The following is a 17366-nucleotide window of genomic DNA, read 5'->3' on the forward strand; positions in this document are numbered from 1 at the left end:
CGGATATGCCTCCCAACCCCGACCTGGATATATCTCAATAAAGCAAGGATTGGATATTTTTACAATAAAATACGAAGGTTATTTGCTTGCTATGAGCATATTGAACAATAATAACAGTAAAGAGTAGTTTTGTAAGGAGGAGAGCTGATTTACATGATGCATAGATCTATACGTTTATAAAACTTCTTTTCGAACACTAAAAGGCAAAGCGCAGCGCCGCCCCGGGTTACCCAATGCCCATCAATCCGGTGCAACAGCAATGGTTCTTCGGCCACTTCTGTTCCATGCACTGGCATAACAAATGTTCGATTGTGTATAAATACATCTCTATAAAGTTCAGCCCATTCAGGGCTGATGGTAGGTGCTTATTTATGTTATGTCCCCTCAGAACATTGATATAATCAAACCTGAGATAAGCCAACAAACCCAAAGCAATTAATAACACATGGATAATCAATCAGTTATTGACTTATTCGATAATTTATCTCAACTTGAATAATATCAAGGCATAGCAATAAATCATAATGACAACTTAAATCATAATTACCTGATAAACTATTACAAATGAAAAGAACAGTATTTCTCCTTGTTGCTCTTATGTTTGCAACAACAATATTTGGTCAGGAGCGGCCTGATCATTTTGATGCCATGAGCTGGCGATTTATAGGTCCCATAGTCGGTAACAGAGGATCTGTTACAATTGGTCATCCCACCGAGCCCCATACATTTTATCATGGAGCAAGTAACGGCCTTTGGAAAACTGAAGATGCAGGCACTTACTGGGAGCCTGTTGGAGATGAATATTTTAAGTATGGCAGTATTGGCGCAATGGAATTCTCTGACTCAAATCCCAACATTGCCTATGTAGGAACCGGTGAACCGCAAATGCGTAACAATGTAAGCTGGGGTGATGGTGTATATAAAACAACAGATAACGGTAAAACATGGACAAATGTAGGCCTGGAGAATACAAAACACATTTCGCAGGTACGGGTACACCCTACTAACCCTGACATCGTATTCGTCGGGGCCTTTGGTCATGCCTTTGGCCCTAATCCGGATCGCGGGGTATTCCGCACAAAAGACGGCGGCACTACCTGGGAAAAAGTTCTTTATAAAAGTGATCGTGCAGGTTGTATCGACCTGGTCATGAACCCATCCAATCCTGATGAACTTTTTGCTGTCATTTGGGAGTTTGAGCGTAAAGCCTGGGGGCCTAAAACGGGTGGTCCTGAATCAGGACTTTGGAGGTCATTGGATGGTGGAGATACCTGGACTGAGATCACCTACAACGATGGCCTGCCTGATAAAGGGCGTGGCCGAACCGGCATCACCATGTCGGCTGCCGACGCCAAAAGAGTATATGCGCTCATTGACTCAGAGACTAAACCAGGGTTATATGTATCAAATGACCTGGGAGACAACTGGGAGTTCGTATCAGACTTTTTTCAGATAATCGGACGTCCTTTCTATTATAGTCATATTTATGCCAGCCCTCATGATGCCAATGAATTATGGAGCCCTAACAACCGCATGTTCATGACTAAGGACGGTGGCAAAAACTGGATACTTGACCCGGGTATCAAAGATGACTTTCATGATATATGGATATGCCCTAAGGACCCGATGCGAATGATCGGCTCAAATGATGGCGGATGCCAGGTTAGTATAACAGGCGGTAAGACCTGGAGCAGTCAACACACTCAAAAAAATTCGCAGTTCTACCGTGTTAACGTTGATAATGATTTTCCATACAACGTATATGGCAGTGGACAAGATATCCTGGCCTACAAGGTACCAAGTGCATCGCGCTGGGGCGGTATTTCAGGATACGAAACCACCATAATCGGCAATGGTGAAATAAGCAGTGTTATACCCAATCCTGATGACCTTAATATCGTCTATAACATATCTGGTGGGGCACCTATGGGCAGTGGGGCACCCTTTACTGTCAATAACCTGGCCACAGGGCAAAACGAAGTACGTTCGGTATGGCCTGTTCCATTGTTTGGCTTAAACGGGTCAGACCTAAAATACCGTTTTAACTGGGATTTGGCCTACTTTTTATCGCCACACGACAATAAAACCATTTACCTGGGAGGTAATGTACTATTCAAGAGTACCGATGAAGGGCTCAATTGGGAGGTGATCAGTCCCGATCTGACCAATGACCTGAAAGACAGACAGAAAATAACAGGCACCCCCTGGTTATCGGAGTATTTTGGACAGGAAATTTACAGCACCATTAAACGTATGGATGAATCACCTGTTCAACAAGGTGTTATCTGGACAGGCTCAGATGATGGAAAAGTCTTCATTACTAAGGACGGAGGTGCCAATTGGGAGGACATTTCAATTGTAGACCCTGCACTGCCACAATACTCGCAGGTCTATGAGATAGAGCCATCGCCACATGATGCGGCTACTGCCTACGTCGTTTATTCAAACTTCAACACCTACAACGACTACAAACCGTATATCTTCAAGACAACAGATTATGGTCAAACCTGGACCAATCTTTCATCCATGTTCCCTCAAACAGAGATAACACGAACCATCAGGGAGGATAAAGTGCGTAAAGGCCTGTTATTTGCCGGCACTGAAACAGGTGTTTATTATTCTTTGAACGACGGGCAGTCGTGGGACAAGCTCAAGGCTAATCTACCGGCAGTACCGGTTGTTGATATGAAAATCAAAGATGTTGATCTGGTTATAGCTACCAACGGCCGTGGATTCTGGATCATGGATGACATCACGCCATTGCGCGAGAAATCACCTGAAACAGATGGCAAAGCGGTTCACCTGTATCCGATACCTGAGCATACACGTTTTGGTTATAACTGGTGGCTGGATTATTTTCCCGGTGGTGATCCGGCAATGAAAAAGAACTACTTTGTTCAGAATATGCGCCCAGGCCTGACGTTCTATGAATTAACATTTAAACAGGTTAACGGAGAGCGAAAACGCCAATTCATTGATGCAGGTGATCCTAAACCACTTGGACCTGTCTTCTATTTCAAGCTGGAACAAGAACCAAAGGATATCACCATCGAGATACTGGATAAAAATGGTCAACTTCTTCGCACATACACCAAAGAGCAAATGATGCTTAACTATGGTAAAGACGGCGATTTCAATACGGGCATGAATAAATTTGTATGGGATATGCGCATCAATATGTTACCGCGTGTTCCCAAGCGTCCGCCAACAGCTATCATACCCATTGTTCCTCCCGGAGAATACCAGGTTAAACTAACAGTGGACGGCACGGTAGAAACACAGCCATTTATGATAAAGATGAGTCCTAAAGAAACTTACTCACAAGCCCAGGCAGAAGCTAAATATGACTTCTGGATGGAGATGTATGAAGTGGCAGGACAATCTACCGCGAGGATAATTGAAGCTCTTGAAACCCGTGATGCAGCATTGAAAAAGCTGGAAGACTTTAAGCAATCAGGCGCCAAATCGGGTAAAATTAAAGATGCGCAGAAACAGGCAGATGAAATAAGCCGTATCGTTGGTGAGTACGAAAGTACTTTTGTTTCAACAGGCAGAACCCTTGCTGAGGTCATCAATTTGCCCGCTACCATTTTGTTTAAAATGTCATTTATGAGTGGTATTCTCGATCATTCTGAAGGGCCCGTTACAGGTAGCATGCAAGCTGAATTTAAAGGATTGGTTGAAGAGGCGAAAAAAGCCGATCAGGCTTACCAGGAAAACATTACTCCTGTTTTAGAGAAGTTTAATAAAGTCATCAACTGATGATCAGTCATTCTTAAATAAGAATTGTTCAATAGATACGTTTCTCGCTAAGGTCGCAAGGTAAATGAATATAACATTCAACACTTTGCGACCTTTGCGATTCTTCTTTTTTGCGTTCTTTGGGAGAATCGTTTTTTCAGACAGTCCCTTTTATTGCCTGAACCATAACACTTTTAATTTTGTTGACCAACAACATAGGTTTTCTAAAAACAGAATGATATGCTCCGTATTTTCACTTCTTTACTCATAGTCATTGTCATAAATGGCTGTCATGATAAATCAAAGTCCAACAGTCAGTTTCAACACAATATTGAAGGAGAAAACAGGCCATGGAAGCATGAACGTTTCGATAATGCAAACAATAAATTCTCTTTTGCAATCTTTTCTGATCTGACCGGAGGAGAACGCCCTGAAATATTTAAAGTGGCGGTAGAGCAGCTCAACCTCTTAAGACCTGAGTTTATAATAAATGTTGGCGACTTAATTGAAGGTGCTGATTCCATACCTGAGGACTGGCATCGGCAATGGGATGATTTCGATAACAGAGCCGGCAAAGCCACAGCCCCCATCTTCTATATGGGCGGCAACCATGATCTGACCGGTCATATCGCACGGCAGGTATGGAAGACCCGCCTGGGCCCCCGTTATTATCACTTCAGGTATAAAGACGTGTTATTCCTGTTTTTTGATACCGAAGATAATGCTGACGAAAGAATGGCCGAAATAGAACAGATGCGCGAAGTGGCCTTACAAGATTTAGAGGAAGGAGGCTGGGATGCCTTTTGGCAATCAGAATATGCCAATATACCTGAACGCACAAGTGGCACAGTGAGTAAAGCGCAAGCTGATTACTTTATCAATGTCATTGAAGAAAATAAAGATGTCAGATGGACCTTTGTTCTGATTCATAAACCAGCCTGGCAAAAGGCTGATGAAGAAAACTTCATTAGGGTTGAAATGGCTTTAAAAGATATGCCTTACACTGTTTTTAATGGTCATACTCATATTTACAAATACACTCAACGGCATGGTCATGATTATATTAACCTGTCAACAACAGGCGGTCATCAGTTTCCCGACAGAGGTCCGTCATTTGATCACATTACCTGGGTGACCGTTGATAACAGTGGTGCTACAATAGCTAACCTTAAGATGGGAGGTATTCTAAACAAAACCGGGCAAATACCATTAAGTGGCGACACGCTTATATTTGAACACTAATGCCATCATTACATGCATGGCTGGCAGTACAATTTTATACTTTTAGCTGTAAACCATCGGCTAATGAATGCCTGTAAGATGCATAGGCCGGCCATATGGAAGTTATCAGGGCAATGAGCATAATGCAAGCCAAAAGCATGAATTCAGCCATACTAAAGTCGATAACTGTTATTAATACACCCAGTTGAGAACTTATTACGGGTTGAGCTATCCACAGCATAATGTGTAAAGCAATAATACCGATAAGAATGCCTGTCAGTGCGATACCCGCAGATTCAAGTACAATTAAACGAAAGATATCAATGGGCCTGGCTCCTACCGAACGCAGGATGGCCATTTCACGGCGACGTTCGTTCAGGCTTGTCATTATGGTTGTGAGCATGCCGGCGAAGGTCACAATAAGCACCAAAAATGAAATAATTATCAATGCTCTTTGTATGGGTTTTACAACCGACCATAACTGCATTAATGTTACAACAGGCATAATTGCACTTAAAGCCTCACCTTTGCTGGTATTCAGTTTCCGTTGCATCATCAAAACATCAGTCCGGTTCTTTAAGCCCACAAGGAAAGCAGTTAATGTTGCAGGAGCATCTCCCTCCTGATGTAAATGATTATGATCGTGTTGACAGCCGTGATGCAATTCCTGATCCTGATGCTCCCTTAAGGCATTCATAAGCCCATCGTCAGATGGCCTGGCTGATGTATAAAAGTCATCATGAATGGCACCCATGGCGTAGATGGAAACATGCACTGTTTGGTCCACCGGTGTTCCCGTTGTCTTAAGAATTGCTTCAATTGTAAAAGGATCATGTTCATGCTCTACAAAACTTTGCACTCCCATACCGTGCGTTACAAATAAGGTATCACCAATCGAGTAATCCATTTTCTTTGCAACATCAGCACCTATCACTGCACTCATTCCATGGATACACAGCAGTCCTTCCTCAGCCACTAAAGACTGTTTCTTTCCATACTTAAAATGGGTAAAAAAATCATCTGTTGTTCCAAGTACAGGAAAACCATTATGCGAATCTCCAAGAGATAACGGGATAGTCCAGGCTACTTTTGGGTCGGCACTCACTTTCTCATATATCTCAAAAGATACGTTTTGAGATACGGCGCCCAAATGAAAAACCGTTGCAAGTAACAGTGTAACATTACTATTACGTGCTCCTACGATTAAATCTGTTTCTGCTATGGTACTTGAAAAACTCTCCTGTACCTGCCAGCGAATGCGTTCTACACCCATTAGCAGGATAACGCTTAGTGCTATGGAAATAACACTGAGGGCAATGGTTTGTTTACGGTACTTTAAGCTTTTAAGGGCCAGATATAATATCTTTTTCATACAATATCCTTCTCCAGTATTAAATCACGCTTTCCATTCAGATTACCAATCTCTTCAGTCCTGTCAAAGAGCTTTGCCAATCGCTGATCATGACTCACAAAAACGATGGTGGTATTCCAGGAACGTGCTTCATAAAAAAGCAAATTAAGAAATGCCTCCTGTGTATGAGCATCCAGAGCAGATGTGGGTTCATCAGCTATCACTATCTCAGGTTTACCGATCAAAGCACGTGCCGCGGCAACCCGTTGCTGTTGTCCTGTACTTAATTCTGTTACGGGCTTATTCATTGCATTGATATCCATTCCCAACCGTTCAAGAAGCCGTACCGCCTCTTCTCTGATGGACTTGGATTGATGCATAGCCGCCCTGTACCGCCTGCCTGAGAACCGACAGGGAAGTGTTATATTATCTACAACAGATAAATATGGCACCAGGTTAAACTGCTGAAAGATATACCCAATATGATCAGCCCTAAAACTATCACGTTCGGCATCTTTGAGTTTATTAATAACTGTTCCAAGGATTTCAACCTCTCCTTTCTGAGGAACAATTACTCCACCAATCAGGTTTAGTAAAGTACTTTTACCACTGCCACTGGGCCCGGACAAGAAAAGGTGCTCTCCTTGTATTACAGATAAACTATGAAAATTAAACAGGGATGTATCCTGATCAGACCAGGAAAATCGTAAGTTTCTAATATTTATCACTTCAGGTATTTCTCTGAATTATGTAACCATTTTATGAGGGTATCCAAAATAAAAACTATTTCTTGAAAACTGCGCAAAAGAAAAAGCACGCAAAGTATGCAAAGCACTCTATGAAAATACCATATCGTTTGCGGTATTTGCGTGAAACTTAAATTTTGGAAACCCTCATAAGAATTAAATTTATTCCTTGGATACGCCGAAACGCCACCTTACATTCAATCCGAATCCTCCTGCATGGAAATCGGTATTATCAATTATTTCGAAGGCAGGACGATAGTCTATTCCCAGTGCAAGGGGAACACCCGAAAAAAGGTATTCAAGACCTATTTCACCAACTACTCCAAGTTTAAACGGGTCATCAATACGGGTGTAAGGACCAACACCAACATACCAGCTAAAAGCTTCATTTCCCAATGGTTTGTATAGGAAATCCCAAAGAAGGTCGATACCTACACCATTTCCGAAAGATACATCACCGTGGATACGACTGAATTGCCCGGTTGAAAAAATACCATCAATGGCAACATTACCTCCTGAAACATCACCAAATCGAACACCAAGTTCCTGGGCGTTTGATGACAGACCTAAACTGATCAAAACAGCTGAAATTAAAATAACTCTTTTCATAATTTTAGTTTAATGATTAAAAGCAATATATTTTTCCTCAATGGAAATTAATTAACAATAGTACAATGCATTATACATGATTCTTTCATTAAAAATTGATGTATTTAGCAGGAACATATTTATAGTCTTTACGAATATTAATAACCAGTTGAACAACAAAGCTGCCTGAAAAAATCCAATCATCACCTGTATCTGCCGATCCGGTAAAATAGGTGAAATTAATGGAGTGTTGTTCATTAATTACATATGCCAGTGCAGCTCCGGCTCTTATAAACTCCAAGCCTTTATAATTATCTTTCCAACTGTAAAAGACCCCTCCAATGGCCGAGGCTATAAGACTTTTATTCAATACATTATTATAAAACATTATATACCTCAGTCCATGGTTTGTTCTGCTATTTCCAATGTCAACCTGATACTTTAACTGCTGCACAAATTGCTGATTTGGCGTCTCTTCCCTACCTATCAGATCTTTTCTGATCAAACCTAATCCGGGACGCACTTCGACAAATTCGGGCCTGACACTAAACCTGAAATCAGGCACTACTTCCCAGTTTTCTGAATGCTGATAAGTCATAACTCCTTCAAGATACCAGCGATCCAATTCCTGAAAGTCATCTATAAACCGCGACTGTAATTCACCTGAGTATCGCCATTTATCATTTCCCCAACTAACTTTATTTCCAACAAAAAACTGATTATCCCATTTATCCAGTTCCTCCTGAGCATATATCCTGCATATTCCGCTTACCAACAGCAATATAATGAATCGAATAGCCTTCATATTTTATAGTTTAATCCTCCCTCTAAAACCAAAATAACTTAAGCTATTCACCGCAGGATTAAGAGTTGGATTTTTAATATACTGATAATCAGCGGTAAATTCAAGATGTGCTGAAATATTTAAACGGTAAAAGACTTCGAAAGTCATTTGATTATCCGAATCAGGTATGTTTGGTTCGGCCCAACTAAAGGAAGTTCCCAACATATCGAATCGCTTAAACCGCAGGCCATGTCCTACCTGAATATCCTTTTTGGCAAATGCATTTTCTCCTGCACCGTTAGAAATACCAAACTTAAAATATGGTGCAAAGCGCTCTTTAAAAAACCAATGCGACGAAAAGGCAAGGCCTTCACCAGAACCGATCTCACTTCCTCCTGCACTTATGTATGAACTTGATTTCCATGCCATCAGTGAAATACGTTTAAAATATCGCTCCTCATAAGTGGGTACATAACCTATCTCTGCCATGTGCATAAAATCGCCATTCTCCCAATTTCGACCCAGATCAAAGAAGTCACCGTCTTCGAAAAGATCGCCATAAACGTCAATCATTGAAAAACCGATATAGAGTTTCGGGCTTGGTCGAACCATGACCAAAGCACCCAAGCCTGCATTCCCCCAATTTCCGGTACTGGTAACCGATGAACCATAACCAAGAAAATGCTGCGCGGGTATGGCTATTCCATGAAAATTAAAGTAGTTGGGCAGATCAATTTTACCGATCACAAAGCCCAGTCGGTTCTCAAAGAACGTTTGCTGGTAATTAAATTCAAGAATCCGGAATGAATAGTTATGAAAGCTTGTGGCAGTCAATCCATAATAGCCTGATTCAAATATCCCATGGAACATGGGTGCTGTTAAACCACCATAAGGGTGGCGGTCACTTAGCTTAACAGACAAAACACCCCTGTTCTGACCTTTTTTGCGATTAACAATGTTCCAACCCAGCTGTATATCAAAAATACCACCTGCCGTATTCTTATCATTATTATCATTAATAACTTCAGAAGACCGCATATAAACAGAAGTATAATTAATGCCCAGTTGAAGACCATACTTTTGATTCAGAGAATTTTTCCAGTCAAACCATCCTTTCATATACCTGGTCTGATAGCGATACTCAAAGGTGTAAGGTTCATTGTCCAATTCCAACACCCTACCCACAGAAGCACCTCCAATATTGTCATCATTTCGAAAACCCTTTGTCGTATCCTGCTCCGAAGTCTGCCCAAGAGCATTCAGTGTATTCAAAAGTGTCAGTAAACTCAGAAGTAGTATATAATTTCTCATACTTTTGCGTTTCAGGAATTCAAGTAAGCACTTGTTATTTTTTATCAGTCCCACTAATGAAAGGACCACAGGCATCTAAGGCGTATTTACTTCATTTAAAACATGCTGCCATAGCTGTCCAAGCTACAGAGTAAGCCGGAAACTCAACTCTTATCAGTTACTGTTTCACCTGGTTTACTCACAAAATATCGCCCCTCTAAGCTTAAGTGTTAAGTCATGCTTTCTAACATGACAGTAATTGTTAAGCAAGAATTATTTTTGTAAAAACTTTTGTCTCTGTTCATTCACAAATTTTTCTCGTTCATCTTTACTTACAGGATCATCTTCCGGAGAAAAGCCTTCCCAGACTTCACGATACACACGCATTTTGTTACCTCCGTATATCTTCTTCAGATCTTCATTGGTGTAGCCTCTTTTCCATAACTCATCGGTAATAGCAGGTAATATTTTGGCCAGCTCACCACATCCTGTAGCCCCTTTATTAAAGGCATTAACCATATAACCTCCATCAGCATACATATTTGCATTTTTGGCGACGAAGTCCATTGTTGGTTTGGTGGTAAACATATCATCGCTTGCTATTCCAACATGATCAACACCAACCAACTTCACATAGTAATCGATCATATCAGCACATTGCTGGGGTGTAATATCTTCCGGCCAGATACCATCCATCATCCATTCGGTAAATGTAGGTGAAACATATCCGCCCGACTTGACAACGCGAAGAGCTTCTTCATCTGAAATATTGCGGTAACAACCTTTGGGCGTTGCGTTGGGAGTATCCTTATACAGGCCCGCAGGTAATGAATGTGTAAAAACATATGGTATACCAGGGTATTTCTCATCCATATAGTCCATAATTCCGTTGGTTGTTATAGGCCCCATATGACTCAGATCAACAATAATTCCATACTTAACCATTTGGTCAATGATAGCGAGCCCCCATGCAGTAACACCTGTTGTATTACCGTTAAATTCGGCCAATGAACCTGAACCGGCCCTAAACAGGTCATTGTATGAGAGTATCATACTACCAATTCCCATCTCTTTAAGGGTTGCCACTTTATTTAAGTCCCCATTGAGAATGGTGGAGGTTTGCGAATTCCATACAACAGCAGTGGTGTTACCCCTGATATGAGCGGCTTCAATATCCCGTATACTACGAACAAATATATATTTGTCAGCATCCTGCGCCATGGTTGATCGCCACTTTTGATGCTCGGCAATAAAATTTTCCCAGGTATGTCCGGCAGCGGCTAAGGTCATGCTATGACCGGTAATACCGGCATCACGTGACCTGTTTAGATAGTCGTGCAAGTGTTTATCTTCTGTCCACCCTGCTCCAAACGGGCTGGCAAAAAAGCCTATTACGATCGTTTCTTCAACAAATTTCTTGGCTTTATCAGTAGCTTCCCACGTTTTACTTTCCTCACCCGGCCTTGCACTAATGAAGAACAGACCTGCCAGAAGCATTATTGTCAGATAATAGGTTTTTCTCATGTTGGTATCTATTAAGTGTTTATTTTATTGTAAAGCTTCAATGGATAAGGGCCTCATTTTATATCCTGAAAGAATGTCATCCGTACCATCTACCAGGAAGAGCTCTTTAGTTGTCTCACCCACTAGTAACTGCCCTTCAACCCAAACGGCTTCGAAGTGAGATTTAACTTTAAATCCTTTTTCATATCTGAGGTAGATAATTTGATTCTTCTGAGGTGGAGGTGTGTGGATACATGCACCTACCCATGGCACCAGAAGGAACTCACTGCATACTTCATCAGCAATATTAAGCGGCAGCAGATAACCCCCTATACGCACAAGCTGCTGATTTAATTGGATAACAGGCTCCTGAGATCTTTTTTCCTGCTTAACGACAAACTCGCGTAAATGCTTGATCACTGTATCAGCATTCAGTCCAAGATCAGCTAATTGACTCTTCTTTTCATCCAGTTCATCAGTCCTTTGTTTATTCTCGCCAAGCTTGCTGTTCATCGACTGGATCATTGCAATATCCCAGATAAGCCCCCTTTGTTCTTTATTCAATTGAAGATTTGGATCATTCATATCCACTTGCGGTTTTAATTGGGCCCATGATATCTCATTAAACTCCTGAGCATCTACCATCAAAGAGAATGCTATACAGCAACCAACGAGCATCAAATATTTTAAGATGAAAAACTTCATATAGGATTAATGCCAACGCATTTATTATTCATACTTCTAACAATAATTTACTGATTACCTGCTTTAACGATGATCAGGTTTCATCAATTTCCAACATTAATATGAATAAATCAATCTATTCATTAGAAAAAGATAAGCCTGTGATAAATCCAAATCCCAGGTTCTAAACCACTGTTAATCATCAAGATTTAACTTATCGGCAGCCTTGTTAAGAAAGGGAATGGAAAGACTTAAAATAAAACGCCACCTCTGCCAGTCTATCCTGGAAATATCATTGTTAGCGGTCATATTTCCATCTTCATCCGGAAAATCAATTGGTCGATCGACAGTATATTTTGCATTGGCTCTTGTAGCACCAAGTGTCAGATCGGCCCAGCTAAAATCCATCAACACACCAAAGCCCAGGTGAGTGATATCAGCTTTAAAAGTTGAAGCAATGTAATTAAGATTCTCCTTTCCTTCCACGGTATCAAAGTCACCCACAGCAGCAGAAAAATCAGTTGAATAACTCATGTAAGCGGCTATATTTTCATTAATATCGATATTATAACCAAAGCCATAATTCAACACTGAATTAAGTTCATTGACAACACTTGCAGTCCGTTCGATTGATGTGCTTTGAGCGATAAATGGTTCTGCCTGCATAATCGTATGCCTGTCGACACCCGAATAGTATTCGGTACTTGCATGAAAGGTTCCCCATAAAATATCAACACCTATACCTGCAGCCATTGACCATGGGGTTTTATAATAGGCATCGATCTTACTTTGAGTATTTAACTCATAAGTGCTGTTGTTTTCGTTATAGGCTGTGTTGAATAGTTCATAATAAAAGTCACCATCTCCGGCAAGGCGCATTGTTGGTGTGGTAAATGTCACTCCGGCCTTAATTCGTTTGGACTGATAGGCTATTCCCAGCTTTCCTAATAAGCCGTAATGGGAATAACTGTAACTGTTTATATTACGAAACGTTTCCAATACCTCATCACTGGTATAAGCCTGTAACTTTGTTTCAATAGAAGAGCGTTGATTACGTGTGGTAAAAAAACCGGAGAAGCCAATACTGAAGTTTTCTGACAGATCTTTACTCCAGGTTCCTCCAAGCCATTCTTCGTTAAACTTTTTATTGAATGCTATATTACCACTGAAGTACTCCTCTCCCGGAAACTTGTCAATAACGTCTCCGTAGAGTTCACTGCGTGTTGAAAAACTCAGATCGGAGCGGTTACGTGTTAAAAAAGCATAGGCAAACTTATGGCCAGGCAACCATTTTAATTTGAAAGTACCCGACACCAGGCTTGGCACGCCTCCAAATTCGGATTTCTTAAGGTCCTTATTTTCTCCGGTAGCATTTTCAAAGGTTGTTCTATTCAACTCGTGTACTTTGGCACTGATCAGGAAAGCCGGTTGCTCGATCAAACCTAGTCTACCGGGATTATAAAATACAGCTCCCAGATCTGACACACTACCAACAATTGAATTGCTTAGCAACATGGAACGAGCTCCATATTGCTCGGTCCAGTAATGTGCATCCTGCGCATTCAGTCCTGTAAACGCTAATATGAATGCCAGCAGATAAAAACTTTTTCTAATACTCATTATATGAAACGATTCATTCAAACTATAAAACATTGATGCGTACTGAGCAATTCATCAAGTTATTGAGTTTGAATATAATTGTCAAACAATAAGTGAGTTCAGGCGTGTTTTAATTGAGTATATGCTTATTAATACGGCACTTAATGGCTTATTCGGACAGGTTATGGCACTAAGACATCATAGGCGAAATCTTATTCGCCTGTCTTAAGTGATGAGCTTAAAGCAATAGCGCATACATTACAGAATGTTAACTGCATCGACCATCAAAACTTCACTCCGGGAGCTAATACCAGTTGAAAGAAAAGAAGCAAGACTATAAAGAAGACAATAGGTCCCCAATGTATTTTCTCATTAATTCTGTTTGAGGTGTTCCTGATCGGTTTTGCGACTGCTGCTGATGACCACACCCACGGAATGGAAACAGCAAACACGATAAATGGTGTTATAGCCTGGTTGATTGGCGGAATCCTGAAAGGTACAATCAGTATGCTACCAATCAGAGCAGGTCCAACAGCTATAAAGCGTATGTATTTTAGCTTTTCTTTAGCCTTCATTAAACTGACATCTTCGGAAGCAATGTTTAACAGCTGCCTGCTAAACCAGCCACAAATAACGACAATAGCGATAACAGCCGTTATCGACATGGCAATCAGTGTGGTTTTACTTAAATTTAAATAAGCTATCAGTGCTTCGCCAACATCGGTATGAGGAGCCAGATATGCTATGGTTACTTGCGGCAGAGATTGAATGAGTCCGTGAAAAGCAAGCCACAACACCACTATTTTCAGATTACTTTGTGAGTTAATAATAAGTCTGTATATCACAATACATATGACACCAATAAGAAATATGGAAGCTGCACCCGATCCCTGCATTAATAAAACCATCGGGTGTTCTCCTTCCCACGTGTGATTATTATGATATAAGAATGCAGTTAATCCCAGGGCCTTTTTACCGAGTACAAGGAACAGCTCTTGCAGAAAGAAAATTAAATTAAAGGCTATAGCGTACATTACAGCCGAATTGATCATGGTATAGCACCAGTTGTGAGGTTTTGGCACAGAAACATCCTTATACTTAAATAAGTTAAATACACCCCACAAGAGTGGTCCTATCAATAGTGCAGCAAAAAATAGTTGTACGGTAATCATCTCAATGGTCCTTATTGCTCATCAAATGAAGCTTTAATTGATAAACTTAAGAATTTCAACTGTAAATAGGTAGGCCTGTTTAAAAACCTTTAAATATTCTATCTTCTTCGTCGAGGTACTCCTCCAGCGAAGGGGCTTATTTATTCCCTAATAGTACTTTTCTATTCCTCCAAATCCCTTAATAGTTTTCTTCTGTCTTGTTTTGTCAATGAAGTTTTTCAAACGTTTATTGAACTCATCGGGCCTTTTCCGTGCGCTTTCAATATATGCTATTCTTATTCTTTTATAGGAGTCGGAAAAATGTTGATAGTTTTCCCAAACGACTTTCTCCTTTTTTAACTGTTTAATGATGTCTGTCGGAAAGATGAAATCCTGTTGAATTATACCTGACACGTCATCAATCATTGACTGGTGTATCAGCTTATTTTCAAATAGCCACTTTAAGCGTTCTATATTTGCTTGTGAGAATGTTGAGTTATCCCTTCTTCGGCAAAACCTCTGAATAGAGGTTTCTTTGTTTAGTGATTTGACAGTACTGTCAATCCATCCGAAGCAGAGGGCCTCTTCAACCGCGTCGTTATAAATGATTCGTTCTTTACCTGTCTTTTTTAGAGGATATTCCAACCACACCTCATCCTTAGTCTCAAAATTATTTTCGAGCCACTCTCTCCAGGTTAGCCTTTCTGTAAAATATTTGGTTTCTATTTTCTTCATTTATTTCAAATGCCTAACGATCATGGCTAAGCCTACAGATTCGATTACCTTATTAAAGGTTAAAGGTATTAAGCATCCTTAAATAGTGAAAAAAATCGAACAGAAAATACTTTTTGAGGTTCACTATGCATTCAACAGGTGATATCAATCACCTGTCAATTAATCCATGGAACGAGGCCTTATTCAAAGGACTATGCTTTCTTATAGTTTAATTATCTTAAGATACTTATGCCCCCAGGTTTTTTCAATCACTTCATGACCGTACTTTCTGTAGTAATCAACTTTGTGCTTGTTGCCAATTGCCTGGTATGATTCTATGAGGCCCATTAAAACCGGAATATTATCAGGATACTGTTTTAAAGCAATGGTATATTTTTCAATGGCCTTTTCGTAATCTTCAATTTGCTGAGATTGTTTCGCTGATTTGATGATTGCCTGGAGTGATTTCAGGTAACTTTCAAAAAAGTCATCTGTAATATCTTTTGCCTTTGTGGTGATAAAACTACAGGGTAACTCGCGCGTTACCTTGGTAGTGGTCGATCCCATCAATATCCTGCTTAATCCTGTTTTACCAGTCGTTCCCATCAAAAGCAGATCAATATTATTTTCGCTGATGAATTTTAATATTTCCTGATAATCAACTCCCTCTGCAGTCACCTTTTTGTATGAAATATTCTTCATATCAAAGGGCTCCAGAAATTCATTGAACTCAGCTTCCTGAATTACTCTCAGGTTCTTTTTTTCCTCTTCATAATCCATATCTCTCCACATTGGAGAATAACTCACCGGCGGGTATATGTGCTGGATAAACAATTCGGCTTTGAAGCTCTGAGCCAAGGTAATGGCATTATTAAGCGCCCTATGGGAAGCATCTGAGAAATCTACGGGACAAAGAATCTTTTTAACTTTTCTCAAAGGTTCAGGTTTGACAACCCATATGGGAATTGGATTTTTCCTGATAAGCTTCTCAACGGTAGTCCCCAGTTTAAAAGTTTCACTTTCGGGTTTTGCCAGTGAGCCGGCTACAATAACATTATAGTCGTTAATCTGAACTTCCTCAATTATCTTTTCAAACGGAACACCATGCTCAATGATGATATCTTTCAGATCAACATCGGCTTCTTCAATTTCAGAGGCTATTTTATCCAATTGTGCTTTAACCGTATCATCAAGAAATTTGTCTAATTTAGAAGACATATGGTGATCAGAAATAACATGCATTAATGTTATTTGTGAATTAAACTTCTTAGCTAACCTGATTGATTTTTCAAGCACATATTCAGATGATTCACTGAAATCAATAGTTACAAGAATATTTTGAAGCAGTTTCATAGGCTAAATATTATCGAAATAAACTAACAAACACTAATGTGTCTTTACATTGAGGCTATTGACTTAAGTTACAATAATTTCTTCGAATCTTTATCATTTTTATATGATTTGGCAATGGAATGAGCAGCCAATGGCGAGGTCAGGTAAATGAAGATTATGATCAGGCTCAATTTTAAGGCGACATTCCATAATGCGAAATAGATGGTAACGCCTATTATGGTGAGCAATAAACCCAGTGAAGTAGCCTTGGTTGTAGCGTGAATGCGACTGTAAAGATCTTTGAAGCGTATGAGTCCTATAGCGGCAATAAGAATCCATATTGCGCCTGTTACTATAAATATGGAAATAATTATATCATTCATCTTTCTTAGAATTTAGTCTTAAGTATGTGGAGATAGCAACTGTTCCGATAAAAGAAATTAGCGAAATGACAATGGCTATATCGACATACATGCTCTTTTGAATAACAATGCTATAAACCAGGATAAAGCCCATTGTTACGGAGGCTATCAGATCCATAGCAGCGATACGATCGTACATGCTTGGTCCCCTGACCAAACGAACAAAAGCCAGTAACATGGCTATCAGCATGCATAGAAAGCATATCAGAAGAGCGATATCCAAAACATTATCAGTCATAG

At 40.2% G+C, this 17366-nt stretch carries 15 protein-coding genes; 2 read left to right on the top strand and 13 right to left on the bottom strand.

Translation table 11 applies throughout. The features are described 5' to 3' along the window. Positions 1 to 564: 564 nt before the first annotated feature. Positions 565 to 3762 carry a WD40/YVTN/BNR-like repeat-containing protein gene (locus ACRD69_RS23425; RefSeq protein WP_430817581.1) on the top strand — a complete coding sequence of 1066 codons (3198 nt, stop codon included), beginning with the start codon at positions 565 to 567 and terminating at the stop codon, positions 3760 to 3762. 219 nt (positions 3763 to 3981) lie between these two features. Continuing rightward, the gene (locus ACRD69_RS23430) at positions 3982 to 4983 is read left to right on the top strand and encodes a metallophosphoesterase family protein (protein WP_430817582.1); all 1002 of its coding nucleotides are present in this window, start codon (positions 3982 to 3984) and stop codon (positions 4981 to 4983) included. Between the two features lie 34 nt (positions 4984 to 5017). Here the strand turns inward: ACRD69_RS23430 and ACRD69_RS23435 are convergent, their stop codons facing one another. The 13 genes from ACRD69_RS23435 to ACRD69_RS23495 form a co-directional block, all read right to left on the bottom strand. After that, positions 5018 to 6334 (bottom strand): ABC transporter permease, encoded by a 1317-nt coding sequence (locus tag ACRD69_RS23435; protein ID WP_430817583.1) that lies wholly within the window; start codon positions 6332 to 6334, stop codon positions 5018 to 5020. Further along, positions 6331 to 7041 (bottom strand): ABC transporter ATP-binding protein, encoded by a 711-nt coding sequence (locus tag ACRD69_RS23440; RefSeq protein ID WP_430817584.1) that lies wholly within the window; start codon positions 7039 to 7041, stop codon positions 6331 to 6333. Before ACRD69_RS23440 ends, ACRD69_RS23435 begins: the two co-directional genes overlap by 4 nt. Before the next feature lie 180 nt (positions 7042 to 7221). Next, positions 7222 to 7668, bottom strand: a complete 447-nt coding sequence (locus tag ACRD69_RS23445) for a hypothetical protein (protein ID WP_430817585.1) — start codon at positions 7666 to 7668, stop codon at positions 7222 to 7224. An 88-nt stretch (positions 7669 to 7756) separates the two neighbouring features. Then, positions 7757 to 8452, bottom strand: coding sequence for a DUF2490 domain-containing protein (locus tag ACRD69_RS23450; protein ID WP_430817586.1), 696 nt, complete (start codon positions 8450 to 8452; stop codon positions 7757 to 7759). A gap of 3 nt (positions 8453 to 8455) precedes the next feature. Further along, positions 8456 to 9742: a carbohydrate porin gene (locus ACRD69_RS23455; RefSeq protein ID WP_430817587.1), complete on the bottom strand. Its 1287-nt coding sequence runs from the start codon at positions 9740 to 9742 to the stop codon at positions 8456 to 8458. Positions 9743 to 9994: 252 nt separating this feature from the next. Beyond that, on the bottom strand, positions 9995 to 11245 hold the full coding sequence (locus ACRD69_RS23460; RefSeq protein WP_430817588.1) for a dipeptidase: 1251 nt from the start codon (positions 11243 to 11245) through the stop codon (positions 9995 to 9997). 24 nt (positions 11246 to 11269) lie between these two features. Further along, complete coding sequence (locus ACRD69_RS23465) at positions 11270 to 11809, bottom strand: DUF3299 domain-containing protein (RefSeq protein ID WP_430817589.1); 540 nt, start codon at positions 11807 to 11809, stop codon at positions 11270 to 11272. Between the two features lie 294 nt (positions 11810 to 12103). Further along, a complete protein-coding gene (locus ACRD69_RS23470; protein WP_430817590.1) occupies positions 12104 to 13528 on the bottom strand; it encodes a hypothetical protein in 1425 nt (474 codons plus the stop codon). Between the two features lie 263 nt (positions 13529 to 13791). Then, positions 13792 to 14679, bottom strand: a complete 888-nt coding sequence (locus ACRD69_RS23475; protein ID WP_430817591.1) for a hypothetical protein — start codon at positions 14677 to 14679, stop codon at positions 13792 to 13794. A 147-nt stretch (positions 14680 to 14826) separates the two neighbouring features. Further along, the gene (locus ACRD69_RS23480) at positions 14827 to 15393 is read right to left on the bottom strand and encodes a YdeI/OmpD-associated family protein (protein ID WP_430817592.1); all 567 of its coding nucleotides are present in this window, start codon (positions 15391 to 15393) and stop codon (positions 14827 to 14829) included. 201 nt (positions 15394 to 15594) lie between these two features. After that, a complete protein-coding gene (locus tag ACRD69_RS23485) occupies positions 15595 to 16725 on the bottom strand; it encodes a universal stress protein (protein WP_430817593.1) in 1131 nt (376 codons plus the stop codon). 68 nt (positions 16726 to 16793) lie between these two features. Then, a complete protein-coding gene (gene mnhG, locus ACRD69_RS23490; protein ID WP_430817594.1) occupies positions 16794 to 17087 on the bottom strand; it encodes a monovalent cation/H(+) antiporter subunit G in 294 nt (97 codons plus the stop codon). Beyond that, the gene (locus tag ACRD69_RS23495) at positions 17080 to 17364 is read right to left on the bottom strand and encodes an MrpF/PhaF family protein (protein WP_430817595.1); all 285 of its coding nucleotides are present in this window, start codon (positions 17362 to 17364) and stop codon (positions 17080 to 17082) included. Before ACRD69_RS23495 ends, mnhG begins: the two co-directional genes overlap by 8 nt. Between the last annotated feature and the right edge of the window lie 2 nt (positions 17365 to 17366).

Source organism: Carboxylicivirga agarovorans, assembly GCF_050589845.1.
Taxonomy (GTDB): Bacteria; Bacteroidota; Bacteroidia; order Bacteroidales; family Marinilabiliaceae; genus Carboxylicivirga; species Carboxylicivirga agarovorans.

Bases quoted from the DNA above. Each gene is read 5' to 3' on its own strand.
- ACRD69_RS23425 (WP_430817581.1), top strand. From the start codon at position 565: ATGAAAAGAACAGTATTTCTCCTTGTTGCTCTTATGTTTGCAACAACA.
- ACRD69_RS23430 (WP_430817582.1), top strand. From the start codon at position 3,982: ATGCTCCGTATTTTCACTTCTTTACTCATAGTCATTGTCATAAATGGC.
- ACRD69_RS23435 (WP_430817583.1), bottom strand. From the start codon at position 6,334: ATGAAAAAGATATTATATCTGGCCCTTAAAAGCTTAAAGTACCGTAAA.
- ACRD69_RS23445 (WP_430817585.1), bottom strand. From the start codon at position 7,668: ATGAAAAGAGTTATTTTAATTTCAGCTGTTTTGATCAGTTTAGGTCTG.
- ACRD69_RS23450 (WP_430817586.1), bottom strand. From the start codon at position 8,452: ATGAAGGCTATTCGATTCATTATATTGCTGTTGGTAAGCGGAATATGC.
- ACRD69_RS23455 (WP_430817587.1), bottom strand. From the start codon at position 9,742: ATGAGAAATTATATACTACTTCTGAGTTTACTGACACTTTTGAATACA.
- ACRD69_RS23460 (WP_430817588.1), bottom strand. From the start codon at position 11,245: ATGAGAAAAACCTATTATCTGACAATAATGCTTCTGGCAGGTCTGTTC.
- ACRD69_RS23465 (WP_430817589.1), bottom strand. From the start codon at position 11,809: ATGAATGATCCAAATCTTCAATTGAATAAAGAACAAAGGGGGCTTATC.
- ACRD69_RS23470 (WP_430817590.1), bottom strand. From the start codon at position 13,528: ATGAGTATTAGAAAAAGTTTTTATCTGCTGGCATTCATATTAGCGTTT.
- ACRD69_RS23475 (WP_430817591.1), bottom strand. From the start codon at position 14,679: ATGATTACCGTACAACTATTTTTTGCTGCACTATTGATAGGACCACTC.
- ACRD69_RS23480 (WP_430817592.1), bottom strand. From the start codon at position 15,393: ATGAAGAAAATAGAAACCAAATATTTTACAGAAAGGCTAACCTGGAGA.
- ACRD69_RS23485 (WP_430817593.1), bottom strand. From the start codon at position 16,725: ATGAAACTGCTTCAAAATATTCTTGTAACTATTGATTTCAGTGAATCA.
- mnhG (WP_430817594.1), bottom strand. From the start codon at position 17,087: ATGAATGATATAATTATTTCCATATTTATAGTAACAGGCGCAATATGG.
- ACRD69_RS23495 (WP_430817595.1), bottom strand. From the start codon at position 17,364: ATGACTGATAATGTTTTGGATATCGCTCTTCTGATATGCTTTCTATGC.